Consider the following 25,334-nt stretch of genomic DNA (forward strand, 5'->3'; position numbering starts at 1 on the left):
TTGGTGTGCTACTAAGTACTAATCATGTAACACATGGAGGGAGCCCCATGACCGAGTCAACTTTCACCTTCCGTGTCGACGACTCGCTGAAGGCGGAGTTTTCCCAGGCGGCCAAGGCCAAGGACCGGACAGGGGCGCAGCTCTTGCGGGACTACATGCGCGAATTCGTGCGTCAGCAACAAGAAGCCGAAGCCCATGAGGCCTGGTTCCGACGTGAGGTTCAGGCCGGTCTCGACGAGGCCAACGCCGATAAAGTGGTCTCGGCGGAGGAAGTAGAGGCTGAAGCGGCTGCCTGGCGTGTTGAGATCCAGCGCAAGCTGAACGGCTCTGCATCGTGAAGCTGGTCTGGACACGCCTGGCAAGCCTCGACCGAAAGGCGATCCGCGAGTACATCGCGCAGGATAACCCGGCTGCAGCACTGGCACTCGATGAGCTGATCTCCGAAAAGGCCGAGCGGCTGGCTGACCATCCTGATCTTGGCCGCCCCGGTCGTGTTGCCGGTACACGGGAGCTTGTGGCGCATCGCAATTACATTCTGGTCTATGACGTGGCGGGAGATGCCGTGCGGGTCCTGCGTGTGCTGCACGCGGCGCGCCAGTGGCCTCTCTCTTGACCCCCTCTGCAGGGAGAACCCCCAAATGTCCGAGCGCGTGATTCTCACTACCTCATCGCACCTCGAGGGCTACCGTGTCACCGAGCACATCGATATCGTCTCGGCCGAATGCGTGTTCGGCATGAACATCCTCAAGGATATGTTCGCCGGCCTGCGAGACTTCTTCGGCGGGCGCAACAAGTCGTCCCAGGATGCGCTGCGTGATGCCAGGGTGACCTGTCTGGACGAGCTGCGTCGTGAGGCAGCGTCTATGGGCGCCAATGCCGTCATCGGTATCGACCTCGACTACAGCGAGATCTCCGGCGGTGGCAAGTCGATGCTGTTCCTGGTAGCGACGGGCACCGCGGTGAAGGTCAGCAAGGCCTGAGCCGGCCGCGGAGGAGTCGATGGCCTTCCACAACCCGAATCCGAAAATCCGCGCCCTGGAGCAGCGCAATGCCCGCTTGCGGGCTGCCCTGTTTGCCAAGGTGTTCGGTGGTGCATGGCGTGGCCTTCGCAAGGGGGCGCGGCGGCTGTCGAGAAGGCAATTCTGGCGACGTCGGCGCCGGCCGCGGTCCTGATAGAAGACGCGAAAGCGCGGTGATCATATGGCCTGGCGATAAACGCGCCAGGCCAAGCGCTTAGCGCTCACCAGCCAGGGCAGGGACGTATCACCTGCTTGTCTCGTCGATCTTCCACGCTTGTTTCAAGCGCTCCACGGTATGTGACCACTTGGGCGTGGTGGGCTTGCACACGGTGTTCTGGTTGCCAAACAGGCCGACCTCGCTGAAAGCCTCCTTGCGGCCGACGGTATACAGCCAATGCACCGGCACCAGGAACTCGGCCTCCTCCTCATCATCGCCTATCTGACGATAGAGCTGGTGATACTCCTCCCGAGGGGCAATCTCCAGCAGGGTCTTGCTGCCTTGCTCAGTTTCAAAGCGGTACTCATCTGCCCGGCAGCGCTCACCGACCACTTCACCAACGCCCACGTACCCGGTCTTGGGAATATTGACCCAGACTCGGCTGCCTTCCGAGAGCAGGTTGAGCGTCTTGGAATACCAGGCCGCGCCCCCGCCGGCGATAAAGCCGTAGCGGCGCGCCAGCTCCCAGGGGCGGTCGCCGCCGAAGGAGGCATAGAACTCGCCGTTCCAGGGCTCCTTTGCCGCCTTGCGGCTGGTGGGCTGGGGCGGCTCGTCCGGGTCGATCATCCAGGCGCGGCTCAGATAGTGATGGCCGTTATCCTCGAAGGCGCTGAAGAACATGGCATTGATCGACAGCTGGGCGTGCTCGTTGAGGTAGTTGATGATCCGCTCACTGCTGGCATCGAGCCGGGTGGCCACCACCACCAGCTGATGGCTGTCGTTGAGCGTGACATCCTCGAGGGAGAGGCCAAACTTGGCCTGGAACGCCTCCTCCAGTGTGGCGTGCTGACGCCCGTAACGCTCGGCGAACGCCTGGTAGATCTCGATCAGCCGGTAGTCGGCCAGGGTGACCACCCAGGAGGCGTAGTCGATGGCCTGGGCCACCACATCCCGCGGGGTCTTGTCGCGCTTGAGCTCGATGATGATGACATTGCCGTTGGCATCGAGCGCCAGCAGGTCGATCAGCTTGTCGAAGGCGGTGCGCACCTGGCGGCCGATCAGCAGCCAGTCCCGGTTGAGGATCGAGACATCCTGCATGATCTGCTCTTCCAGCAGCCCTTCGTCGGCAAGCCCGGCGGGACGCAGCTTGCGCGGCGGCTCGCCGGCGCTGCCCGCTAGCTTCCAGATGCCCTGTTCGATGGCCATGGTGGCTCCTTCTCGCAGTGGTGGCTGAAGTCCTTGTCGTTTCCGGGGCTGTGCCCTATCATGCTGGGTAACACGGCCCCTGCCTCTTGGCTCTCACGAGCTTACGCGGGGGTTCTTATTTGCTTGTCTATTCGCCTACCTCACGCTGACCACCATTGCTGCCAACCCAGTGGCGCTCCCATATCGTCAAGCGAGAGCTGGCGCTGCGCGTGCTGCGCCGGGAAAGTCACCAGATGTGCCTGAAGGCGCCGATGCCAGCCGGTATCCGGGCAGACTACCCGGGTCATGTGGCGCACGATGCCGAGAAGCAGGAAGGGCCGTGCGATCAGCTGTGGTTGATCGTGGAATTCATCACACCACGGCAAGATGCCCAGCTCAGGCAGCTTCGGCTGGTCGATGACGTTGCGGTTCCAGAGTCGGCTATGGTGGGCACAGACATTGCGCAGGTAGTTCAGCGATCGCAGCCAGCTCTGGAAGACCTCCCAGTCCGGTACGCCGTATTTCCCGGCGATGCGCTGCTGGTCCGGCACCTTCATCATCGCAAACAGTTGCGAGAGGGTGCCGAAGTCCCATGTCTCCACGGCGACCCAGATCGGCAGGCGTGGACCGTGCTTCTGCCGGTAGTGCTTGACGAAGTCTTCCTTGGAACGCCTTTCCATGCCCAGGCACCGCTCCTGCCACTTCTCGAAGCTGTCGCGAGGATCGCGTCCGAATCTACGGCGGGCGAAGGAGGGGTGGAAGGTAGCGCGGTGGAGGTGGGCGAAGGCGTCGCGCTCCCCAAGCAGATAGGCGATATCGACCCGCAGGGCGATCTCGATCCGCTCCAGGGCATCGGTCAGGCGCAGCCGGAGTTCCTTGTCGAACAGGTAGAGCCGCACCGCATCGACGAACTGGGTGTCGTGAACAAACTGGTCGGCGGCCTTGGTAATCGGGCGACCGTGGCGGTCATGACCCACCGTTTCGAACACACGAAAGGGATACCAGTAGGCGCTCAGTCGGTAGTAGCCGACGCGCTCCAGATATTCCAAGGCGGCCGCCTTATCGGCGACCCCCATGCCCCGCGCTTTCAGCAGCGCCAGCTGCTCCTCGAAGGACTTCCAGGGGCGATCGTAGGCCATCAGCTTACCGCCTGTTCCACTACCGCCTCGGCCAGCTGTGTGCGGGTCTCGCCGACCTCGCCTAGGCGGGCCTTGAGCTGGTCGCAGAGGGCCATCAACTCGTCGACTTTATCGACGATGCGGTTCTGCTCTACTAAGGGTGGTACAGGTATAGCAAGACGTTCTACATCACCTACCCTCAAGTGCTTCACTGTCGAGCCAATTGCTTTCTCAGACGCACGCTCAAGAAGGTGAGGCTCGGTTAGCGCCAATAGCAAATATTCTTCATTTATATGCTCAAGCATTGGTCGGATCAGCATTGTCCTCTGACCTAGACACCATTTAGCACCTTCCGGTATTATCGCCGCTTCTCCCATCGGGGCTTCTCGGGTAAAGATAATGTCCTTTGGTTCTGGAGGGCATCGCCGGGACCAGTATTGGTAGGTCTCTTCGCTTACATACTTCAGATCATCAAACCTGAAGCTCCTTTCCCTAATATTAGAAGTCCGTATGATAGGGATACCTTCATCAACATAAGGTGCTGTCTTGTTATGGCAATCCACTAGAATCTTTGACAGCTGTATCAGGTGTGCAGCTGCCCATCCTCTTGGAAGGTCAAAAGGAGGCTTTGGGGTGCGGAGCTTTTTCAGCTTTCGCAACATTGTTGCGCATTCAGGGTTCTCGTCTTTATGACTGTCTAGCCATATTTGACGCTCGGATGCCAAGCGAGTCAGCAATGACTCAGCAGGCCCGTCATCAGGATCCTGAGGCACCAGCCGCCCCATCACCGCCAGCTGCAGGATGGTCTGCTTGAGCTTGTCGATGCTGGCTTCGGTGGTGAAGAGGGTGTCGAAATGCTCTGAAATGCGGGCCCAGTTCTCGGCTACTTCCGCGGCGTCGGCGGAGCGGGTCAAGGCGTCGAGGAGGGTATCGACCAGCACCTCATGGGCTTCCAGTTGGTCGCCGACCTGCTGTTCGAGTCGGTCGCAGAGGGCCATCAGCTCGTCGACTTTCTCGAGGATCCTCTGCTGCTCCTGTATGGGAGGTAGCCCTACAGGGATGGTGTTCATCTTCGCCTGATTCATTTTTGGCTGGGCAGTGCCGGTAATGTAAGGCTCAAGAGAAATAGAGTTAATGTAAAGACTGAGGTACCCCAGAAACCCTTCGCTAACCCCATCGATCACATGTGCATGATTATTAACCCAGTACTTTCCTCGGGCTATGAATGAAATGGGTGTTGAGCGATTTATTAGGTTCGCCCCATCCTCACCTATCAGTAGCAATGGTTTATCAAAGAGGAAATCATCAATATTGTCGATAACCCCGGAGGCACCATAGTAAACATACTCACCTTGTCGGCGTGATCTTTCGCTAACTGAAAGCGGAATGCGCTCTGAATCCCGGTTGAAGGTAATCGTTCCAAATCTAGCCCACTCCCATGATTTAGGGAGTGGAAATTTCTCTTCACCCTTTTCTATTTCTGGAACGCCCTTCGGCCTCTTGATCTGCCCTTCCTTGACCAGCCGGGCCTTTTCCTCGGCGATGCGCTCCAGTAGCACGCTGGCGGGCTCGTCGTTGGGGTCCTGCTCCACCAGCTTGCCGCGCACGGCGAGCTCCAGGATCAGCTCGCGCAGTTTCTTGATGCCGGTAAGCTCGATCTTCCCGTTGCGACCGCGTCCGGCGCTGCTCTTGTGGGTGACCGCACCGGTCCAGAGGTCGAGGTGCTCGGTGATCAGCTCCCGCGCGCTCATGCCTGCTCCTCCTCTTGGTGAGGAGCTTCCTGATTGGTCAGGTCCTGAGAAGTGTGACTCAGAGCATCGCCGAGGATCTCCTTGAGCTGGTCGCGCAGCTCCTGGATCTCGGCCTGCTGCTGGGCGTATTGCGCCAGCAGTTCATCCGGATCGTGGCTGACCTGCTCGCCCTGGTAGGGGTTCTTGATATCCAGGTTGTAGTGGCGCGCCTGGATCTCCTCGATGGGTACCCGCCAGGCCTGCTGGGTTTCCTGTCGGGTGGCGAAGCCGTCGCTCTCATCACCCCACCAATCGATCTCGGTCTGGAACTCCTCGACCTTCATGGGGCGGGTCTTGCTGTAGTTCTTCACGCCCTCGGGGTAGGGGTGCTCGTAGTACCACACCGCCTCGGTGGGCCGCCCCTTGGTGAAGAACAGCAGGTTGGTCTTGATGCCGGTGTAGGGATTGAACACCCCGTTGGGCAGCCGAACGATGGTGTGCAGGTTGCACTCGGTGAGCAGCTTCTCCTTGAGGCGGGTCTTCATGCCCTCGCCGAACAGGAAGCCGTCCGGCAGCACCACCGCGGCCCGGCCACCGTCCTTCAGCAGATGGATGAACAGCGTCATGAACAGGTCGGCAGTCTCGCGGGTGCGGAAGGCCTGGGGGAAGTTGGTCTCGATGCCGTCCTCCTCCATACCGCCAAAGGGCGGGTTGGCGACGATGACATCCACCCGCTCCTTCGGCCCCCAGCTGATCAGCGGGCGCGCCAGGGTGTTGTCATGCTTGACTTGGTCGGGCACCTCGATGCCGTGCAGGATCAGGTTGGTGGTGGCCAGCAAGTGGGGCAGCGGCTTCTTCTCCACACCGTGGATGGTGCGCTGCAGGGTCTGCTCGTCCTCCGGCGTCGTCACGTAGTGCTTGCGCTTGTGATCGATGGTGCAGGTGAGGAAGCCGCCGGTGCCGCAGGCCGGGTCCATCACGCTCTCGCTGAGCTTGGGATCGACTCGGTCCACCATGAAGCGGGTCACCGCCCGCGGGGTGTAGAACTCGCCGGAGTTGCCGGCGCTCTGCAGGTCCTTAAGGATCTGCTCGTACATGTCGCCCAGCTCGTGGCGTTCGCTGGCCTTGTTGAAGTTCACGCCGTCCTGCAGCTTGTTGATCACCTGGCGCATCAGCTGGCCGGACTTCATGTAGTTGTAGGCGTCCTCGAAGACGTTGCGGATCACCACACCGCGATAGTCGTCGCCACGGGCCTGGAGCTGCTGGAGGCCCGGGAAGAGCATGGTGTCGACGAACTCCTTGAGCTCGTCGCCGGTCATGCCCTCCGGGTCGGCGGCCCAACGCCTCCAGCGCAGCGGCTCGGGAATCGGCGAGCGGTAGTCCTCATTGAACATTTCCCACTCCTGCTCCCGGTCGTCGAAGATCTTGAGGAACAGCATCCAGACCAGCTGGCCGATGCGCTGGGCATCGCCGTCCACGCCGACGTCCTTGCGCATGATGTCCTGGATGGATTTGATGGTGGTGCTGATGGCCATGAGTCGAGAGCTTCCTTGGTGTTCGTTGCGATGACGCCGGCTCACCGATAGAGGGTGGCCGGCATCAGGGTGTGCATAGCATAACCGCGATCAGCTGCCGGACTGGTAGAGGGCCTCTTCCAGTTCATGGACCGCGCGGGTATAGCCGGGCTTGCCGCCGAAGGCCTGGACCAGCTCCATGGGGGCGCCGATCTCGCTGAAGGGCGCCAGGGTGAGCACCTTGGGGTCCTCAATGGGCGCGATACCGGCATCGGCATACTTGTCGACCAGCGATTCCAGTACCTGGCGGGCCTGGCCTTCATAGCGGTTGAAGATATCGCGTTTCCTCACCTGCTCGGCACGCTCGCGACGGGTCAGCGGAGGGCGGTCGAAAGCGATGTGGCAGATCACGTCGAAGGGGTCGGGCTCGTCACCGAGCTTGTCGCCCAGGTCCCTGGCCAGGTCCTCCCAGAAGACGCCGTTCTCCTCCAGCTCCTCAAGGATCGCCTGCTTGCGCTCGGCATCTTGCCAGCGGCGCAGGAAGTCATCCAGGGAGGCGAACTGCTCCTTGACCTTCTTGCGGGTGTAGTCGCGCAGGCTCTCGGTGATCAGCTTGCCGTCCGGGCCCAGGTACTGCACCCGCTCGGCCACCACGCTGACCTCCACATCGTCGACCACATACTTCACCCGCTTGCCGGCGTTCTCGTCTCCGGCAAGGCCGGCCCCGGTGAAAGGGTCGTCGGTCTGCCAGGTCTCGCCGGGCTCGATCTCGTAGCCGCCTTCCGCCTCGGCGACCCCATCAGCTGGCTCGCCGGCGTCCGGGTGCATGTCGTCGGCGGTCTCGTCATCCGGCACGATGGAGGCATCGTCGCCCTTGGGTTCATAGACCTTGACCGGCTCGCCGTCGAAGTCGGGGTCGGCAAACAGCTCGGTGGCCTTCTTGAAGTCGAGGATGGTGAACCAGTGTTTGTGGTAGTCGTCGTTGATGCGGGTGCCGCGGCCGATGATCTGCTTGAACTCGGTCATCGACTGGATGCGCTGGTCGAGCACGATCAGCTTGCAGGTCTGAGCGTCGACGCCGGTGGTCATCAGCTTGCTGGTGGTGGCGATGACTGGGTAGCGCGCCTCGGGGTTGATGAAGTTGTCGAGCTCGGCCTTGCCCTCATTCTCGTCGCCGGTGATGCGCATCACGTACTTGCGATTCTCGGCGATCCGCTTGGGGTTCATGTTCACCAGGGCTTGGCGCATGCGCTCGGCGTGGTCGATGTCCTCACAGAAGACGATGGTCTTCTGGTACGGATCGCTGTTCTCCAGGAACTCGGTGACCCTGCGGGCCACCAGCGCGGTGCGTTTCTCCAGCACCAGCTGCTTGTCGAAGTCCTTCTGGTTATAGATGCGATCCTCAATCAGCTCGCCGTGCTTGTCGACCTGCCCCTTGCTAGGCCGCCAGCCCTGCAGGTCGCGATCGATATCCACCCGCACCACCTTGTAGGGGGCGAGGAAGCCGTCCTCGATGCCCTGCTTGAGCGAGTAGGTATAGACCGGCTCGCCGAAGTAGTCGATGTTGGAGACCTCCTTGGTCTCCTTGGGCGTGGCGGTCAGGCCGATGTGGGTGGCCGAGGAGAAGTATTCCAGGATCGCGCGCCAGGCGGAGTCCACGGCGGCACTGCCGCGATGGCATTCATCGATCACCACCAGGTCGAAGAAGTCCGGCGAGAACTGCTTGTAGATGTTCTTCTCTTCCTCGCTGCCGGTCACCGCCTGGTAGAGCGACAGGTAGATCTCGTAGGACGGGTCCACCGTGCGGTTGGTGACCTTGGTCATCGCCTGGCCGAACGGCTTGAAGTCGTTGTTCTTGGTCTGGTCGACCAGGATGTTGCGATCGGCGAGGAAGAGGATCCGCTTCTTCTGCTTGGCCTTCCACAGCCGCCAGATGATCTGGAAGGCGGTGAAGGTCTTGCCGGTGCCGGTGGCCATGACCAGCAGGATGCGGTCCTGGCCACGGGCCACCGCTTCCACGGTGCGGTTGATGGCCACCGTCTGATAGTAGCGCGGGGTGCGCCCTCTGCCGTCGTCATAGAAGGGCTGCTCCACCACCGGGCGGGCGGTCGGGCCGATGCCCTTGTGCTGGCAGTAGCGGTCCCACAGCGCTTCCGGGGACGGGAAGTCGTCCAGGCTGAGCACGGTCTCGGTCTGACGGCCGAGCCCGGTGCGGTCGTGGAACAGGAAGCCGTCGCCGTTGCTGGAAAACACGAAGGGCACGTCCAGGGCATCACTGTAGGCCAGCGCCTGCTGCATGCCATCGCCGAGGCCGTGCTTGTTGTCCTTGGCCTCGATCACTGCAATAGGCTGGTTCTTCTGGAAGCTGAGCACGTAGTCGGCGCGACGTCGCTTACCGCGGGTGTGCATCCGGCCACGCACGATGATGCGGCCATTGGTGAATGACACCTCCTCGCGCACCTGGGTCTGGATATCCCAGCCGACGCGCTCCAGCGCCGGCGTGATGAGCTTCGTGCAGATATCCCGTTCGCTGAGGGCCTTCTTGTCCATGGCAGCATCCTGCTCGTCGATGGCGGGAAGGGAATGAGTTACCTAAGCTTACGCTACGAGCAAACCTTAAGCATCCTGTGGCAGATCATGGACCGGACTGCGGCTGGTCAGGTCTGTTCTGATCGAAGGCGCAGCGGCAGGGAGGGTATGGCAATGTCGGTTCCCCAGCAGCGGTTGATTGTCCTGTTCGATGGTACCTGGAACGATCCCCAGGACCGCACGAATGTCTATCGGCTGGCGCGGGATATCGTCGATCACGACGATAACGGCATCCGGCAACGGTTCTTCTACGACACGGGGGTGGGCACTCAGAGGTTGGGGTGGCTACTCGGCGGTGCCTTCGGTGTCGGCTTGAGCGACAACCTGCTCGAGGGCTACGACTGGCTGGTGCGTCATTATCTGGAAGGCTCCGAGATCTACGTGTTCGGCTTCAGTCGGGGTGCCTACACGGCCCGCAGCCTGGTGGGCCTGGTTCGCAAGTGCGGGCTGTTGCGGCTCTCCACCCCCTGTCTGCTGGAGGCCGCCGAGACGCTCTACCGAAACAAGAAGCTCGCACCGGATGACGAGCGGTGCTGCAAGTTTCGTGAGCAGTACAGCCGCGAGGTCACGATCCACATGATCGGCGTGTGGGATACCGTAGGAGCGCTGGGTATCCCCGGCACCTTGATCTCCGAGCGCGGCCACTACTCGTGGCACGACACGAGCCTCTCGTCGGTCGTGCGGCGTGCCTATCACGCGGTGGCGCTGGATGAGCATCGCGCGGCCTATGACGTCTCGCTGTGGTGCCATCAGGGCGGACACAAGAAGCCGAGCCAGGAGGAGGTGGAGCAGCGCTGGTTCATCGGGGCGCATGCCAATGTCGGAGGTGGCTACCAGATGGAGGATGGGGGGTATGATCCCCTGGCCGCGCTGTCCTATGCCTGGATGCACGGGAAGGCCAGCGAGGCGGGCTTGAAGCTGCTGGTGCCGGCCCCGGTGGCCGATGCTTACCAGGCTGCGCCAAGGGATTCGTACCAGGACTTCATGAGGGGCCTGTATCGCCGCTATCGGTCGCTGACCCAGCAGGGGGATGGCAAGCACTATCGCGGCTATAATTGCGACGCGGCCGGCAATGCAGCAGTCGGTATCACGGTCGACCCCTCCGCCTGGCAGCGCTGGCAGGCGTTTGCCGACTATCGTCCCAGGACATTGGTGGCGGCGGGCTGCGCGCCTCCGGGCGCGGCCCCTTAGCTCTCAGGATGACCCGGCCCGGTGATCAGCCCCGTACCTACAGGGCGATCGTGCGTTCCGGTGAGCGTACCCTACGGCTGGGCGCGATGATGCCTCTCGATGGCGTCTCGCGAGAGCAGGCCCGGCGGGTGCGCATCGCCAAGCCCAAGGTGATGATGACAATGAAACACTACGTTCTTCCCTGGATGGCGGCCTGCCTGCTCGGCGGGATCGGGACGCTGGCCGCGTCGCCGGCGACCAAGGCGATCTTCCCCGAACCCGTCTATGTGGCGGTACAGGACAGCGGGCTGATCAAGCGGCTACCCGGGGGCGAGGCCTGGCCGGGCGTGCCGGGGGCCCACTATAACGACCTGAGCCCGGACGGCACGCGGCTGCTGGTCTCGGGCTTCAAGACCGGCGATGTGTACGTGATGGACGCCCAGACGGGCGAGGTGACCGCGACCCTGTCGATCGGCGAGGTGGCCCAGGGCGTGAAGATCGCCCCGGACGGGCACCTGGGCCTGGCCGTGGCCCCGGGGCAGGGGATCGTGGCGGTGATCGATCTCGAGGTCGGCGAGCTGGTCAAGAAGCTCCCCGCCGGCAAGGAGCCCCATAACGCCGTGTTCACCGCCGACGGCAGCCGGGCCTACGTGACCCTGCAGGGCGGCGGCGCCATCGCCGTGATCGACATGGCCACCCTGGCGAAGGTCGATGAGATCCCCACGCCGGGGATGGCGACGCCACATAACCTCGATCTTTCCGAGGACGGCCGGCGGCTGTGGATCCGCGACTTCGTGGGCCAGGCCGGGGTGCTCGACCTCGAGAGCCGCACCCTGGTTGAGACCTTCGCGGTCGGCAACGGCCACGGCGGCATCGACGTGGTGCCGGGCGGGCGCTATGTGGCCACCGGCGCCATCGCGGACTCCGTGGTCACCATCATCGACGCCCAGACCATGGAGATCGTCGCCGAGGTGGAGGTCGGCAGCGGGCCCCACGGGGTACGTGCCAGCCGGGACGGCCGCTACCTCTACGCCTCGATCACCGCCGACGATACCCTTGCGGTGATCGATACCCAGACGCTCACGGTGGTACAGCAGGTGCCGGTCGACGGAGCCTTCCCGTTCTGGGTCGCGGTGCCCGGCAATCCCTGAGCCGTCGCAGGCCGGCGTCGCTGCCGGGCCGGCCAGGTCAGAATGATCCGGCCGGCTCGGTGATCAGCCCCGCACAGTACTGGGCGATCATGCGTTCCTCGTCGGTGGGAATCACCCAGGCGCCCACGCGGCTGTCGTCGCGGCTGATACGGGTGGCGTGATGTTGGTTGGCGGCGTCGTCGAGCGTGAGGCCCAGCCAGGCACAGCCCCGGCACACGGCGTCGCGGACCGGGGCGGCGTGTTCGCCGATGCCGGCGGTGAACACCAGGTGGTCGAGCCCGCCCAGGGCGGCGGCCAGGCTGCCGATCTCGCGCACGATGCGGTAGACAAACAACTCAACAGCCTCGCGAGCCTCGGGGGCGGAGCTGGTCAGCAGCTCGTGCATGTCGCCGCTGAGGCCGGACACGCCCAGCAGGCCGGAGCGCTTGTAGAGCATCTCCTCGACATCGGCGGGGGCCATGCCTTCCTGGCGGATCAGGTGCAGCACCAGGCCGGGGTCGAGGCTGCCGCTGCGTGTCCCCATGGGCAGGCCCTCGATGGCGGTGAAGCCCATGGTGGAGGCCACACTCTGGCCATCGTGCATGGCGCACAGGCTGGCGCCGTTGCCGAGGTGGGCGGCCACCACCCGGCCGGTCCGGGGCTGGCCCAGCACCCGGGGCAGCTCGCGGCTGAGGTAGTCGTAGGAGAGTCCATGAAAGCCATAGCGGATCAGGCCGCGCCGGGTGAGCTCGCGAGGCAGCGCGAAGTGGCGAGCCACGTCGGCCTGGCGAGCATGGAAGGCGGTGTCGAAGCAGGCGACCTGGGGCAACCCGGGGTGGCGCTCGGCCAGCCGGCGGATGGGGGCCAGCCCGAAGGGCTGGTGCAGGGGCGCCAGGGCGTTCAGGCCTTCCAGCTCGCCGAGGATCGCCTCGTCGACCACCACGGGGTCGCGATAGTGGCGCCCGCCATGCACCACCCGATGGCCGACCGCGGCCAGTTCGTCGAGATCGGGCGTGCGCTCGATCCAGTCGAGCAACCGCTCCAGTGCCGCCTGCCGGTCCAGCCGCTCGGGCAGCGTCGCAAGCTCGGGGACCTCGATAGGGCGGTCGTCGGCGTCGTGCAGCGCGAAGCGTGCGGCGCCACGGCTGTCGCCAAGGCCGGAGAACTGGCCGCGATAACGTCGCCCCAGGGCGTCCGAGGCAGGGCGGTGGTGCGCCGGGGAGCGGGTGTAGAGCGCGAACTTGAGGCTCGACGAGCCGCTGTTGAGGACTAGGATATCGCCCATGTCAGACTCCCGGGCGTGTACCCACGCCCTGGTGTTTCTGGTAGTCGGCCAGCAGCAGCGCCAGGGCGCAGGAGGCCAGGCGGGTGATGGCCTCATCGGCGCGGCTGGTCAGCACGATGGGCACTCGGGCGCCGATGATCAGGCCGGCTCCGCTGGCATCGGCCAGGTAGGTCAGCTGCTTCATCAGCATGTTGGCGGCCTCCAGGTCGGGGGCCACCAGGATGTCGGCCTGTCCGGCGACCGGCGAGACGATCTGCTTGGTCTTGGCCGCGGCTTCGGAGACCGCGTTATCGAAGGCCAGTGGGCCGTCCAGGGTGCCGCCGGTGATCTGGCCCCGTTCGGCCATCTTGCACAGGGCGGCGGCGTCGAGCGTGGAGGCGATCTTGGGGTTGATGGTCTCCACGGCCGAGAGGATGGCCACCTTGGGGTCATCGATATGCAGGGCGTGGGCCAGCTCGATGGCGTTCTGCACGATATCGCGCTTGGTATCGAGGTCCGGGTAGATGTTGATGGCGGCGTCGGTGATGAACAGCGGGCGCGGGTAGGTGGGCACATCGAAGGCCATCACGTGGCTGATGCGGCGTTCGGTGCGCAGGCCGTCGTCGCGCTTGAGCACTTCATGCACCAGTTCGTCGGTATGCAGCGCGCCCTTCATCAGGGCCTCGACCCGGCCTTCGCGCGCCAGGGCCACGGCGCGCGCGGCGGCGGCATGGCTATGTGGCGTATCCACCAGCTCGAAGGCGCCGATGTCGAGCTCGCCTTCGTCGGCGGCGGCACGAATCTTGGCCTCGGGGCCCACCAGGATGGGCACGATCAGTCCTTGGTGGGCCGCCGCGACGGCGCCTTTCAGCGAGGCGACATCCACCGGGTGCACCACCGCCATGGTCACGGCCTGGGGGTGGTCGGCGGCCGTGAGAATCTCGTGCAGCCGGCCCCGCTCGGTCAGCCGGATGGTGGGCAGCACGGCCCGGGGACGGCGGACCTTGCGGGTCGGGGCCAGGACCTGGGCCTCCCCCTCGATGACCACTTGGCCGTTCTGGTTCTCGCAGCGGCAGGCCAGGGTCAGCCGCTGCTTCTCGGTGTCCTTGTCGGTGACCCGCACCTGTACCTTGAGCACGTCGCCCAGGGTCACCGGGGCGCGGAAACTTAGCGACTGCCCCAGATAGACGGTGCCCGGCCCGGGAAGCTGGGTGCCCAGTACCGTGGAGATCAGCGCGCCGCCCCACATGCCGTGGGCGACTACCTCCTGGAAGCGGGTACTGCGCGCATAGTCGTTGTCCAGGTGGGCCGGGTTGACATCACCGGACATGATCGCGAACAGCTTGATGTCATCCATGGTCAAGCGTTTCTCGAGATACGCCTCGTCGCCGACCTGGATCTCGTCGAGGGTCCGGTTCTCGATGTAGTCGTCGTGTGTGCTGTCGTCCATGGCGTAATGGCCTCAATCGCGGATACTGTCACCGGCGCTGATGATGGCAGCGTGCCATGACAGTAGCTTGATCCTGGCGAGGATTGAAGGGCGCGTAGCGATTGACGGGGACGCGCCATGCCAGGGCAACAGGCGGGAGAAACGCGGCCGGTATGGTGCAAGAGTGCCAGGAAGGAGGGCTGACACGACAGGGACTTGCCTTGTTGTTATGACGCAAGTCCTTGTTAAAGTGGAATCTTGTGATTGTTGGCGCGCTGTTCGCATTGTGCTTGTCAGGGTCGTCACCGTCGTAGTGGCGATACCCAGCGTGAGCTGGCGTGCTCCATTGGTTCCCTTCGGGGAACCTTTTTTATGGCTTGTCTGAGGGCGCAGGATGGTGGTTCGGGTCGCCGACGACAACGCGACATAAGTGGTAGGGCGCTGGCCCGTCAGGATGGCTGGGCCCCGAGCGCGGCGGCCGGGTATGCTGTCGGCTGCTGCCTGCCGAATCGATCAAGGAGTGCCTGATGGTCCACGATACCCCCTTCACGCGGACGCTTGCCGCCCTGGATGCCCTGCATGCCGAGGACCCGCGGCGTGTCGAGGTGGCCGGCGAGTCCGTCCCCCAGGAGCTGTGGCATGCCGGGCGCATGAGTGCCTGGCTGGACACACTGCAAGACCAGCCGGATGAGCTGGTGCGCTTGGCGGTACGCGGCCAGCATCTGCAGCGCTGGCAGGTGCCGCGCGGCGACTATCCCGAGGGCCGGGTGGGGTATCTCACCTGGCGGCGTGACCAGGGCAAGCGGGCCGGCGAGACGACCGCCGCGCTGATGCGTGAGGCCGGCTATGCGGACGAGGCGGCCGAGCAGGTGGCGCGCATGATCCGCAAGCAGGGGCTGGGGCGTGAGGCGGGCACCCAGGCGGTGGAGGACTGCGCCTGCCTGGTGTTCTTGGAGAACTACTTCGCCGATTTCTCGCGTCAGGTGGATCATGACCACCTGATCCGCATCGTGAAGAAGACCTGGGCGAAGATGTCGCCCCGGGCCCACGCACTGGCGCTGGGTCTGCCGATGAGTGACGAGGCGCGCGGCCTGGTGGAGGAGGCCCTGGCGAGCTGAGGCCTTGCCGCGACACACGCGCCGCGGCGGTGCTCACTTCACCAGGAACCGGATGGACTCGAGGTAAGCCTGGCCGTGCTCGCGTACGCGCGCTCGATCGTCGCTCTGGGCACCCTGCTGCACCTCCTCCACGGAGGCCGTCATGGCGTCGACCTCCTTGTCGATCCGGGACAGGGCATTTTCCAGGGTGTAGGTGAGGTCATGGATGATGGCGAGATCCTCATCGCGCAGCTCCGGCTGGCTGAGCAGGGCCGACAGACGGCTGTTGTAGTCGGAGAGGTGGGAGACGGCCTCGGCCAGGGTCTCGGCCGACTGGCCTTCGATAAGAGCGGGGCTCTCCTGCTCCTCCGCCTGGGCGGTGGTGGCCAGCAGGCCGGTGGCGAGGATGACGAATAGCAGTGTCTTCATGGGGCCTCCTTTCGGTGATGTGCCGTCACGCCTCGGTGAGCTGCACGGTCAGGCTCTCGTCGCTTTCGCAGGGCTTGCCGTGGCGCAGGGTGAGGCGCCGGCGCGTCAGGTTCATGACCACCGAGAAGAGCGTCTCCATGCGCTCTTCCGCGGGCTGGTCGGGATTGAAATGCCGACAGATCGACAGCGGGGCCTGGTCGTGATCGCTGAGGATGGCAAAGAGTTCACGCTCGCCGATCGCGCCCTCGGTGGGCAGCCGCTCGCGCAGCAGGGCATCGAGCCGGGCCAGTCGCGGACGGGAGTCGGGGCGCGGGAAGTCCTCCACCCGGGAGGTGGCGGCCTTCGCATAGAGGTGGTTGGTGTGGGTGACCACGCCGCGCTCGGCCGGGAGCCGGCCGGGCTCGCCGGGATACACCTCCAGGCCCACGGCCTGGCCGTCGCCACTGGCGATCAGGAAGTGGGCCGGGGAGCAGACCCGGTCACGGCTGGCCACGGTCACGGCGGTGTCCATGTCGGGGCTCTCGAGGATCTTGCGTAGGGCGACGTGGATCGGCAGTCCCTCGCCGCAGGTCCGCGAGCGGATGGCATTGAGGCAGACTCCTACCCCGCGGTCATTCAGGCCGATCTTGGCCACCATGCCGGCCTCCCCGATGCTGATCAGCGATGGGGCCGCCTCGCCATCGATATGCAGGGCCACCACATTGTGCAGCTGGCTGGTGCGCCAGTCCCAGTTCTGAGCCAGCCACTGCTGGTCGTCGCGGTGCAGGGCGAAGGCGGTGCAGCCGCCGCTGGCGCGGGTCAGCGAGATCTCGCTGCGACAGTTGAGGGTAAGAATGTCGGCGAAGTCGAGCCCGGCGCCCCGAGCGATGCCCTCCATCTCGTCGAGGATGTCGGGAAACCCCTGGGTGATCATGGGCAGGAAGCGGTCGGCTTCGAGGCGTGCCGTGGCCCAGTCCAGGCCCGCGAAGTCCTGGAAGAGCCGGTCGTAGGCCTCGAGGCTCTGGGCGATCAGGTCGGCGTGGGCGCGGCCATGGGCCTCGCCGATCTCGGCGCGGCTGCCGGTGAGGTGGGTGACATGCATGGGAGCACCTCGCACGTGGGTGGGCCCGTCGATGGCACTGTAGCATGCCAACCGGTCGTCCGGTCGATGCGCGAGATGGGCCCGGCCACGGCGGACGATCAGCCGCTGCCCACTTGCGCGTCGTTATGGCCCGCCGGCAGCACTTCAGCGAGCAGGTCCTGGAAGGCGGCCCAGGACTTCTCGTCGGCCCGCTGCTGGTAGCGGTCCTCGGTGAAGACGGTGAAGGCGTGGGGCGCCCCGGAGTAGATCTCGATCTCGTAGGTCACCTCGGCCGCCTCCAGCTCTTGGGCCAGGGTCACCACCTCCTCCAGCGGCACCGAGGTGTCCGCACCGCCATGGGCGATCAGGAGCGGTGGGGTATCCGAGCCGTACTGCTGGCCCTCCGGCGTGCTCAGGCCACCATGGAAGGTGGCATAGCCGGCCACGTTCTCGGCCTCGCCGGAGCGGGCCAATTCCAGCACCACGGCGCCACCGAAGCAGTAGCCCATCACCACGGCGGTGTCGGCCAGTCCCTGCTCGCGGGCCTCTGCCAGTCCGGCCAGGGTCAGGGTGCGCATGCGCTCGCGGTCTTCGTAGAGCTTCGCGGTCTCGGCCTTTTTGGCTGAGGTCTCCAGCGGGCGATTGCCCTGGCCGTAGAGATCGAGGGCGAAGGCGTCATAGCCCTGTGCGGCCAGCATGTCGGCACGGCGGCGTTCGTAGTCGTCCAGGCCGTCCCAGTCGTGGATCACCAGTACGGTACCCCGGGCCTTGTGCTCGGCGGTGACGAGATAGCCCTCGAAGGTCTCGCCGTCGACGTCGTAGGGGATATCTCGCCCGGCGGGCTCGAAGGCCTGGGCATCGCCGGTGGCGAGGATGGCCAGGGTGGCCAGGGAAAAGGTCGACAGCAGACGAGGCATGAGGCGCTCCTGAGGGTGTCCTGGGGCCTTCAGTATAGGCAGGCGTCGTCGGGAACCGCCCGACAGCGTTGGCTGGGCCGGCTTGTGTTTTGTGACGCGGGCTTTCAGATTGAAAGTGTGTGTGATTCAAGCAGCGACTGTTCCGAGCAACTGTTTCGAGCAACCAGAGCGAGAGGAACAAGATGAACAAGCACGTATTGGCGATGGCGGTGGCCGCCTCCAGTGTGGCGCTGTCCGGCCTGGCCCAGGCCGAGGTCAAGGTCGGCTTCCTGGGTGGCTTCACCGGCGGCATCGAGAGCCTGACGCCGCCGATCTTCGACGGGGCCCAACTGGCGGTGAGCCAGGTCAACGAGCAGGGCGGGGTACTGGATGGGCAGGAGATCGTGATGCCCACCGGTGACACCACCTGTTCCGATGCCTCGGCGGCTTCCAACGCGGCCGACCGTATGGTCAACAGCGAGCAGGTGACGGCGATCGTCGGGGCGCTGTGTACCGGCGCGACTATCGCCGCGGCCAACAACGCGGCGATCCCGGGGGGCGTGACCATGGTCTCGCCGGCCTCCACCGCCCCGGCGGTGTCCGAGCTGGATGACAACGACCTGGTGTTCCGTACCGTGCCCTCGGACGCCTTCCAGGGCGAGATGCTGGCCACGCTGCTGCTTGACAAGGGCATCGAGGAGGTGGTCGTCACCTACGTCAACAACGACTACGGCAGCGGCCTGGCGGAGGCCTTCACCACGGCCTATGAGGCCGGCGGCGGCACCGTGGCCGAGAGCCTGGCGCATGAAGACAATCGCGCCGACTACCGCTCCGAGCTGGGCACCCTGTCGGCCACCGGCGTGCCCACCCTGGTGGTTCTCGCCTATGCCGATACTTCCGGCCAGACGGTGCTGCGCCAGGCCTACGAGAGCGGCATGTTCACCCAGTACGTGGGGGCCGACGGCATGGTGGGCGACAGCCTGATCGAGGCCATCGGCGCGGATGTGCTCGAGGGCATGATCGCCACGCGCCCCGGCAGCCCGGAACTGCCCGGCACCGATATCTTCCGTCAGGCCGCCCAGGAGGCCGGCATCGATCCCAGCGCGGTGTTCGCCGCCCAGGCCTACGACGCGGCCTTCCTGCTGGCCTTGGCCATCGAGCAGAACGGCAGCGCCGAGCGCGAGGGCCTCAACGAGGCGCTGCGCAGCGTGGCCATGGCTCCGGGTGAGGTGATCCTGCCCGGCGAGTGGGAGAAGGCGGTGGAGCTGATCGCCGCCGGCACCGAGATCGACTACCAGGGCGCCTCGGGCACTCACGAGTTCGACGAGAACGGCGACGTGCCCGGCGTGGTGGTGGAGATGGTGGTCGAGGACGGCACCTTCACCAGCAAGGGCTATATCGAGAAGTGATGTCGCCCTCTCAAACCCTGTAAGAGTGGCCTCGGCGGTTGCCCGCCGGGGCCTTCTCGCCCTCATCCATGGTGGATGACCTTCTCCGGCAGCAATCCTTTGGGGGCAAAGCGCAACACCAGGGTGATCAGCAGCCCGATCACGAACACCCGGGCCTGCAGGGCGCGGCTGTCCAGGTTGGTGGGGGCCTCCCAGCCGAAGCTGGCCTGGCCCAGGGTCACGGCCAGCTCCATCAGGTAGAGGGCGATGGGCCCGGACATGATCCAGATGATGTAGACCGTCACGGCGCCGAACAGGGTGCCCAGGTTGTTGCCGGGGCCGCCCAAGATCACCATCACCAGCACCAGGAAGGTGTGGTTGAGGGGCAGGTAGCCCTGAGGGTCGAAGAGGCTGTTGAAGCTGGCCAGGGCCGCGCCGCCGATGCCCATCAGGATGCAGCCCAGCACGAAGATCTCCAGCCGGCGCCGGTTGATGTCCTTGCCCATGGCCGCGGCCGAGACCTCGTTGTCGCGGATGGCGCGGATCATCCGTCCCCAGGGCGCGTAGTAGGCGCGGGTCAGCAAGAAGAAGATCACCGCGATCATCACCGCGGTGACCGACAGGTAGAGAGCCCGGGCTAGGGTGAAGCCCACCTCGGCGGGCGCCGGCACCGGCCAGGGCAGCGGCGAGACGGTAGCCGTCCCTCGCGTCAGCCAGTCCGAATTCTTGAGGAAGGCCTTGATGATCTCGGCGATGCCCAGGGTGGCGATGGCCAGGTAGTCGCTGCGCAGCCCCAGGCAGACACGGCCGATAAAGTAGCCCACGCCGCCGGCCAGGGCCCCGCCGACGATCCAGCCGACCCCCACCGGCAAGCCCAGACCACCGATGAAGCCGGCCCGGGCCTCGATCTGGTCGGTCACGTCGCGCAGGGCGTTGATCACCACTAGGTAGAGGACCATCGCCAGCACCACGGCGATGAGGGTGCGCAGCGCCTTCGGCACGCCGAGCCGGTCGAGCCGGGTGGCACCGAACACCACCAGGGCGGCGGCGACCATGGTGAGCAGCACCCGGCCGAGTTCGCCGGGCAGCTCGCTGCCCCAGAAGGCCTCGTTGACCGGCACGCTGAAGGTCATGGCGCAGAAGCCGCCCAACGCCACGAAGCCCATCACGCCGGCGTTGAACTGGCCGGCATAGCCCCACTGGATGGTCAGCCCCAGGGCCAGGATCGCATAGCAGGCGGCCTCCACCAGCATGCGGGTGCTGTAGGCCGCGCCCATGACGGCGTAGACCCCGAGCACGGCGAGCAGCAGGGCGGCGAAGAGCACGACTTCCCGCAGCGGGAAGCGGCGCGGCGCGGCGACGGTATCGGGTCGGGTCTTGTCCATTAGATCACCTTGCCCTTGAAGATGCCGGTGGGGCGCCACACCAGGATGGCGACCAGGATGAAGAAGGGCACCACGATCTTGTATTCGGTGCCGACGAAGGCCAGGTTGCCGGCGCCGGCCAGCCATTCCGGCAGGCTGTCGCGGAAGGGCCTGAGCAGCACGCCCCAGTTGAAGACCGCGAGCGTCTCGGCGAAGCCCACCACGAAGCCACCGGCGATGGCGCCGAAGGGATGCCCCACGCCGCCGACGATCGCCGCGGCGAAGATCGGCAGCAGCAAAAAGAAGCTGAGGTCGGGCTTGAAGGTCACGTCCAGCGACAGCAGGGTGCCGGCGATGGCGGCCAGCCCCCCGGCGATGACCCAGGTCACCGCGACGATGGTGTGGGTGTTGATACCCGAGGCCTGGGCCAGGTCGGGGTTGTCGGACATGGCGCGCATGGCCTTGCCCAGCCGTGAGCGGGACAGAAAGAGATGCAGGCCCACCACGCAGGCGATCGTCAGCACGAACAGGTAGAGCTGCGGCTCGGTGATCACCACCGGTACCCGCACCCCTTCCAGCGGTAGGGTCAGGCGGAAGATCTCCTTGCGGTCGTCGACATAGAGGCTCTGGCCGCCGGTGCCCGAAAACAGCCGGATCAGCCCCTGCAGCATCAGGGTCACGCCGAGCGAGGCGATCACCATGACGATCGGCTTGACCCCATGGGCGCGCAGCGGCTTGTAGAAGGCCCGGTCGATGCCCACCGCCAGCGCCGCGGTGAGCGCCATGGCCACCGGCAGCAGGACCAGGGCGGCGGGCACGCCGATGGCGGCGCCCGCGGTGGGAAAGGCGGTGGCCAGGAGCATGACCATGAAGGCGCCGAAGGTCATGATGTCGGCGTGGGCGAAGTGGGCGAAGCGCATGATGCTGAATACCAGCGTCACACCCACCGCGCCGATGGCGTAGATCGAGCCGGTCACGCTGCCGGCGATCACCACGTTGTTGAGAAAGAAGACCAGTTCGTTCACGGGATGGCTCTCCAGTCCGGGCGCCGGTGACTAGCCGCCGAGGAAGCTCTTGGCGACGTCCGGGTCCGCCAGCAGGGCGGCGCCGGTATCGGTGAAACGGTTCTGGCCGGCGGCCAGCACGAAGCCCTTGTCGGCGATGGCCAGCGCCTGGCGGGCATTCTGCTCGACCATCAGGATGCCGACACCGGCGGCATTGATCTCGCGCACCCGCGCGAAGATATCGTTCATGTAGCGTGGCGAGAGGCCCGCGGTGGGCTCATCGAGCAGTAGCAGGCTGGGTTCGGCCATCAGCGCCCGTCCCATGGCCACCATCTGGCGCTGGCCACCGGAGAGCTCACCGGCAGGCTGGCGGCGTTTGTCCTTGAGCGGCGGGAAGAAGGCGAAGACCTGGCCCAGCATGCGACCGACGTTGGCGGGCTTGAGGAAGGCGCCCATCTCGAGGTTCTCCTGTACCGTGAGGCTCGGGAAGACGTTGTGCTCCTGGGGGACGAAGCCCATGCCGCGCTGCACTAGCTGGTGGGGGGACAGGTTGTGGATCGGTTCGCCACGCAGCCGGATCTCGCCCTGGCTGACATGGAGCAGGCCGAAGATGGCCTTGAGCATGGTCGACTTGCCGGCCCCGTTGGGGCCGACGATCACGCCGACCTCGTCGGCCTCGATGGCCATGTCCACCCCGTTGAGGATGTTCATGCCGCCGTAGCCGCCATGCACGTCGCGTGCGTCGAGTATTGGCATCGTGGGTGGGTCTCTGCGTCCGTGTCGGTTGTGGTGTGGGGTGCGGCATCGGGTCAGGCCGCGCCGGCGCCCTCAGGCGACGTTGGAGCCGAAGTAAGCTTCGATGACCTCGGGGTTGCTCTGGATTTCCTCGATGCTGCCCTCCACCATCACGCGCCCCTGGGCCAGCACGATCACCGGGTCACAGAGCCGGGCGATCATGGCCATGTCGTGCTCGATGACCAGGAAGGTGTACCCCATCTCGCGGTTGAGGCGCTCGATGTTGGCCACTAGGTCGCCTAGCAGGGTGCGGTTGACCCCGGCGGCGATCTCGTCGAGCAGCACCACCCGGGCGTCGGTCATCATGGTGCGGCCCAGCTCGAGGAGCTTCTTCTGGCCACCGGACAGGTTGCCGGCCAGTTCGTTGCGCACGTGGTGCAGGCCGATGAAGTCGATCACCTCCAGCGCACGGCGACGCACCTCGGCCTCCTCCCGGCGCACCCGGCCGGGCTGGAACCAGGCGTTGAACAGGCTCTCGCCGGCCTGGCGGGGCGGCACCATCATCAGGTTCTCCAGGGCGGTGAGCTGGGTGAACTCGTGGGCGATCTGGAAGGTGCGCAGCAGGCCCTGGTGGAAGAGCGCGTTGGCGGGGCGGTTGGTGATGTCCTTGCCGGCGAACCGCACCTGCCCGCTATCCAGCGGCAGGGCACCGGCGATGATATTGAACAGCGTCGACTTGCCGGCGCCGTTAGGCCCGATCAGGCCGGTGATCGAGCCTTCTTCCACCCGAATCGAACAGTCGTCGATGACCTTGAGGCCGCCGAAGGCCTTATGGACGTGTCGTACCTCGATGATGGCTGCCATGTCCGTCGTCCTTTGCGCGATGTGCCGGCACTAGCGCGCCTGGTGCGTGTCCGTCAGGAAGGTGCGACCGGCGGCGAAGGCGCCGACGATCACCACGGCCCCGATGGTTGGGATCAGGTAGCCCTCTACCTGCGGGATGGTGTGCAGGAACACGAAGGCCACCGCTGTCGGGGCCACGAAGCGCACCAGGAAGCGCCAGATCCGGAACCAGCGCTCGTTGGTATGCATCTCCTTGAGCACCTCGCCATGGGTCAGCGCCCAGCCGGCGAACAGCGCGATCAGAAGCCCCCCCAGCGGCATGAGGATGTTGGTCAGAAGCTCAAGCACATCGAAGGCGCTGCGGTCGAAGAGCCGATGGAAGAGGCTGTCGTCGGCCCAGAGGTTGAAGCTCATCACGGTGAGCAGTCCCAGGGCCCAGCTGGCGATGACCATGGCCGCCACCGCCTGGGGCCGGGGCAGGTCGAAGCGCTCCACCAGGTAGGCGGCCACCGGCTCGATCATCGAGATCGCCGAGCTGATCGCCGCGCCCAGCACCAGGATGAAGAAGATGCCGCCAAGCAGCGCCCCACCGGGCATCTCGGCAAACGCCAGCGGAAGGGTGACGAACATCAGCCCTGGCCCCTCGCCCGGGTCGAGGCCGGCGCCGAACACCAGCGCGAAGATCGCCAGGCCGGCGATCACCGCCACCGCGGTATCGAGCACGGCGATGGTGATGGCGGTGCGGGTCAGCGAGGTCTCGCCAGGCATGTAGGCACCATAGGCCATGATCGCACCCATGCCGAGACTCAGGGTGAAGAACGATTGGCCCATGGCCGCCAGCCAGCCCTCCAGGCTCAGCTCGCCGAGGTTGAAGGTGAGCAGGAAGTCGGCGGCGGCGCCGAGGTCGCCGAGGGAGGCGGAATAGGCCAGCACCACCAGTAAGATCACGCACAGCGAGGGCATCAGCAGGCGTAGGCCGTTCTCGATACCGCGGTGGATGCCTAGGCCGACGATCAGCGCCGAGGCGGCGATGAACAAGGTGTGGTAGAGGAGCAGCAGCTCAGGGGTGGCGAGCAGGGCTTCGAAGCTGGCACCGATGGACGTGGCATCGGCCTGCTGCAGGGAGCCGGTGAGCATCAGCCCGGTATAATGGATCGCCCAGCCGGCGATTACCGAGTAGAAGCTCAGGATCACGAAGGCCGACACGGCCCCCAACCAGCCGATCGACTCCCAGGCCCGGGAGGCGGTGTGGGTGCGGGCCAAGAAGCGCATGCCCATGATCGGACTACGCCGGCTGCTGCGGCCGAGCATGATCTCGGCGATCAGGATGGGAATGCCCACGGAGAAGATGGTCAGGGCATAGACCAGGAAGAAGGCGCCCCCTCCGTTCTCGCCGGCCAGGTAAGGGAAGCGCCAGAGGTTGCCGAGCCCCACCGCCGAGCCGACCGCGGCCAGCAGGAAGGTCCCCTTGTGCGTCCAGACGTTGTGCGTGCTCATCAACTTACCGACATCGCGAAAAAGCCTTGTGGGCCAAGGTATCCTGCACCGGGCGCTCTTGTAACGAATTGTCCGGCCCAGGATACGGCCACTTTGCGACACAACCGCACGACCTGGCTAGGGGATGAGCGTTTAGGGGGCGTTGGTCATGACGGATGGCCAGCGCCATCGCGATCACGGCGTGTCATCCTCGTCCTCCTCCGGATGGCGCGGTTCCATGGCACGGCTGGTGTCGGGGAGACGCACGGTGTCCCCCAGTGCCAGGTCGCCCACGCTCTGCTTGCGTCGGCCGTTGTCGTCGGCGATCAGCGCCACCACCTCGCCAATGCTGGTGTCATCGACTCGGGCTTCGACCCGCACCCGGACCGTGAAGCCGCGCCAGCGGGCGCTGATGATGCTGCCTTGGTGGGGCTCGGGGCAGTCTTCGGGACGATCGGCATAATAGCGCAGGACACTCTCGGCGCCGGGGTCGTCCCAGTCCACGTGCTTGTGCATGCAGGCTCTCCTGGTTCGATCTAAGGGTGGCCGGGGAGGCAAGAGCGCCTGCCCGACCCCTGGGAGGCACGCTTCCAGCATAGTTGGGCGCGCGGCCGATGGAAAAACGACGAAGCCCGCCGGGAATGAACTGCACCCCGAAAGTTGGACACCCAATCCAACCTTCGGGGTGTTTCTATGCGGAACCAGTACAGCGACCAGTTTAAGCTGCAAGTGGTGCA

The 25,334-nt window shown here is 65.2% G+C and carries 24 protein-coding genes; 8 read left to right on the forward strand and 16 right to left on the reverse strand.

Annotated elements, in window-relative coordinates; translation table 11 throughout:
- The first annotated feature begins 47 nt into the window (after positions 1-47).
- The 4 genes from FHR94_RS08255 to FHR94_RS08270 are packed head-to-tail and all read left to right on the forward strand — an operon-like array spanning position 48 to position 1,173.
- Positions 48-338: a CopG family ribbon-helix-helix protein gene (locus tag FHR94_RS08255; protein WP_183325159.1), complete on the forward strand. Its 291-nt coding sequence runs from the start codon at positions 48-50 to the stop codon at positions 336-338.
- Positions 335-613, forward strand: a complete 279-nt coding sequence (locus tag FHR94_RS08260) for a type II toxin-antitoxin system RelE/ParE family toxin (RefSeq protein WP_343064648.1) — start codon at positions 335-337, stop codon at positions 611-613. The genes FHR94_RS08255 and FHR94_RS08260 overlap by 4 nt, the downstream gene beginning before the upstream one ends.
- A 25-nt stretch (positions 614-638) precedes the next feature.
- The gene (locus FHR94_RS08265) at positions 639-980 is read left to right on the forward strand and encodes a YbjQ family protein (RefSeq protein ID WP_221188413.1); all 342 of its coding nucleotides are present in this window, start codon (positions 639-641) and stop codon (positions 978-980) included.
- Positions 981-999: 19 nt separating this feature from the next.
- Positions 1,000-1,173, forward strand: a complete 174-nt coding sequence (locus tag FHR94_RS08270) for a hypothetical protein (RefSeq protein ID WP_183325161.1) — start codon at positions 1,000-1,002, stop codon at positions 1,171-1,173.
- A 90-nt stretch (positions 1,174-1,263) separates the two neighbouring features.
- On the opposite strand, the gene FHR94_RS08275 is transcribed toward FHR94_RS08270, so the two are convergent.
- The 5 genes from FHR94_RS08275 to hsdR all read right to left on the reverse strand — a co-directional run bounded on the left by FHR94_RS08275 (position 1,264) and on the right by hsdR (position 9,273).
- Positions 1,264-2,382: a PDDEXK family nuclease gene (locus tag FHR94_RS08275; RefSeq protein ID WP_183325162.1), complete on the reverse strand. Its 1,119-nt coding sequence runs from the start codon at positions 2,380-2,382 to the stop codon at positions 1,264-1,266.
- A gap of 140 nt (positions 2,383-2,522) precedes the next feature.
- Positions 2,523-3,500 (reverse strand): Abi family protein, encoded by a 978-nt coding sequence (locus FHR94_RS08280; protein WP_183325163.1) that lies wholly within the window; start codon positions 3,498-3,500, stop codon positions 2,523-2,525.
- A complete protein-coding gene (locus FHR94_RS08285; RefSeq protein WP_183325164.1) occupies positions 3,500-5,230 on the reverse strand; it encodes a restriction endonuclease subunit S in 1,731 nt (576 codons plus the stop codon). The genes FHR94_RS08280 and FHR94_RS08285 overlap by 1 nt, the downstream gene beginning before the upstream one ends.
- Entirely contained in the window at positions 5,227-6,744 is a 1,518-nt protein-coding gene (locus FHR94_RS08290; protein ID WP_183325165.1) for a type I restriction-modification system subunit M, read from the reverse strand. The genes FHR94_RS08285 and FHR94_RS08290 overlap by 4 nt, the downstream gene beginning before the upstream one ends.
- A 90-nt stretch (positions 6,745-6,834) precedes the next feature.
- The gene (hsdR, locus tag FHR94_RS08295; protein WP_183325166.1) at positions 6,835-9,273 is read right to left on the reverse strand and encodes an EcoAI/FtnUII family type I restriction enzme subunit R; all 2,439 of its coding nucleotides are present in this window, start codon (positions 9,271-9,273) and stop codon (positions 6,835-6,837) included.
- A 153-nt stretch (positions 9,274-9,426) separates the two neighbouring features.
- On the opposite strand from hsdR, the gene FHR94_RS08300 reads away from it, so the two are divergent.
- On the forward strand, positions 9,427-10,503 hold the full coding sequence (locus FHR94_RS08300) for a DUF2235 domain-containing protein (protein ID WP_183325167.1): 1,077 nt from the start codon (positions 9,427-9,429) through the stop codon (positions 10,501-10,503).
- A gap of 86 nt (positions 10,504-10,589) precedes the next feature.
- On the forward strand, positions 10,590-11,633 hold the full coding sequence (locus tag FHR94_RS08305) for a YncE family protein (protein WP_221188414.1): 1,044 nt from the start codon (positions 10,590-10,592) through the stop codon (positions 11,631-11,633).
- Positions 11,634-11,670: 37 nt separating this feature from the next.
- Here the strand turns inward: FHR94_RS08305 and FHR94_RS08310 are convergent, their stop codons facing one another.
- The gene (locus FHR94_RS08310) at positions 11,671-12,897 is read right to left on the reverse strand and encodes an acetate/propionate family kinase (RefSeq protein WP_183325168.1); all 1,227 of its coding nucleotides are present in this window, start codon (positions 12,895-12,897) and stop codon (positions 11,671-11,673) included.
- A 1-nt stretch (position 12,898) separates the two neighbouring features.
- On the reverse strand, positions 12,899-14,326 hold the full coding sequence (locus FHR94_RS08315; RefSeq protein ID WP_183325169.1) for a bifunctional enoyl-CoA hydratase/phosphate acetyltransferase: 1,428 nt from the start codon (positions 14,324-14,326) through the stop codon (positions 12,899-12,901).
- 506 nt (positions 14,327-14,832) lie between these two features.
- On the opposite strand from FHR94_RS08315, the gene FHR94_RS08320 reads away from it, so the two are divergent.
- Positions 14,833-15,423, forward strand: a complete 591-nt coding sequence (locus tag FHR94_RS08320) for a DUF4202 domain-containing protein (RefSeq protein WP_183325170.1) — start codon at positions 14,833-14,835, stop codon at positions 15,421-15,423.
- Positions 15,424-15,456: 33 nt separating this feature from the next.
- On the opposite strand, the gene FHR94_RS08325 is transcribed toward FHR94_RS08320, so the two are convergent.
- From FHR94_RS08325 to FHR94_RS08335, 3 genes are all read right to left on the reverse strand, one after another.
- Positions 15,457-15,831 carry a DUF6746 family protein gene (locus tag FHR94_RS08325; RefSeq protein WP_183325171.1) on the reverse strand — a complete coding sequence of 125 codons (375 nt, stop codon included), beginning with the start codon at positions 15,829-15,831 and terminating at the stop codon, positions 15,457-15,459.
- Positions 15,832-15,856: 25 nt separating this feature from the next.
- On the reverse strand, positions 15,857-16,912 hold the full coding sequence (locus FHR94_RS08330; protein ID WP_183325172.1) for a C45 family autoproteolytic acyltransferase/hydrolase: 1,056 nt from the start codon (positions 16,910-16,912) through the stop codon (positions 15,857-15,859).
- A gap of 98 nt (positions 16,913-17,010) precedes the next feature.
- Positions 17,011-17,808: a dienelactone hydrolase family protein gene (locus FHR94_RS08335; protein ID WP_183325173.1), complete on the reverse strand. Its 798-nt coding sequence runs from the start codon at positions 17,806-17,808 to the stop codon at positions 17,011-17,013.
- 182 nt (positions 17,809-17,990) lie between these two features.
- Here FHR94_RS08335 and FHR94_RS08340 point away from each other — a divergent pair, with 182 nt between their 5' ends.
- Positions 17,991-19,196 carry an ABC transporter substrate-binding protein gene (locus tag FHR94_RS08340; protein ID WP_183325174.1) on the forward strand — a complete coding sequence of 402 codons (1,206 nt, stop codon included), beginning with the start codon at positions 17,991-17,993 and terminating at the stop codon, positions 19,194-19,196.
- Positions 19,197-19,258: 62 nt separating this feature from the next.
- On the opposite strand, the gene FHR94_RS08345 is transcribed toward FHR94_RS08340, so the two are convergent.
- From FHR94_RS08345 to FHR94_RS08370, 6 genes are all read right to left on the reverse strand, one after another.
- Complete coding sequence (locus tag FHR94_RS08345) at positions 19,259-20,560, reverse strand: branched-chain amino acid ABC transporter permease (RefSeq protein WP_183325175.1); 1,302 nt, start codon at positions 20,558-20,560, stop codon at positions 19,259-19,261.
- Positions 20,560-21,564 (reverse strand): ABC transporter permease subunit, encoded by a 1,005-nt coding sequence (locus FHR94_RS08350; protein ID WP_183325176.1) that lies wholly within the window; start codon positions 21,562-21,564, stop codon positions 20,560-20,562. Before FHR94_RS08350 ends, FHR94_RS08345 begins: the two co-directional genes overlap by 1 nt.
- A 30-nt stretch (positions 21,565-21,594) precedes the next feature.
- Positions 21,595-22,299: an ABC transporter ATP-binding protein gene (locus FHR94_RS08355; protein ID WP_183325177.1), complete on the reverse strand. Its 705-nt coding sequence runs from the start codon at positions 22,297-22,299 to the stop codon at positions 21,595-21,597.
- A 72-nt stretch (positions 22,300-22,371) separates the two neighbouring features.
- Positions 22,372-23,142: an ABC transporter ATP-binding protein gene (locus FHR94_RS08360; RefSeq protein WP_183325178.1), complete on the reverse strand. Its 771-nt coding sequence runs from the start codon at positions 23,140-23,142 to the stop codon at positions 22,372-22,374.
- Positions 23,143-23,172: 30 nt separating this feature from the next.
- Positions 23,173-24,618, reverse strand: a complete 1,446-nt coding sequence (locus tag FHR94_RS08365; RefSeq protein ID WP_183325179.1) for a sodium-dependent transporter — start codon at positions 24,616-24,618, stop codon at positions 23,173-23,175.
- 174 nt (positions 24,619-24,792) lie between these two features.
- Positions 24,793-25,113 (reverse strand): hypothetical protein, encoded by a 321-nt coding sequence (locus FHR94_RS08370; protein ID WP_183325180.1) that lies wholly within the window; start codon positions 25,111-25,113, stop codon positions 24,793-24,795.
- Between the last annotated feature and the right edge of the window lie 221 nt (positions 25,114-25,334).

It is taken from the genome of Halomonas cerina (assembly GCF_014192215.1).
In the GTDB taxonomy this organism is placed as follows: Bacteria; Pseudomonadota; Gammaproteobacteria; order Pseudomonadales; family Halomonadaceae; genus Halomonas; species Halomonas cerina.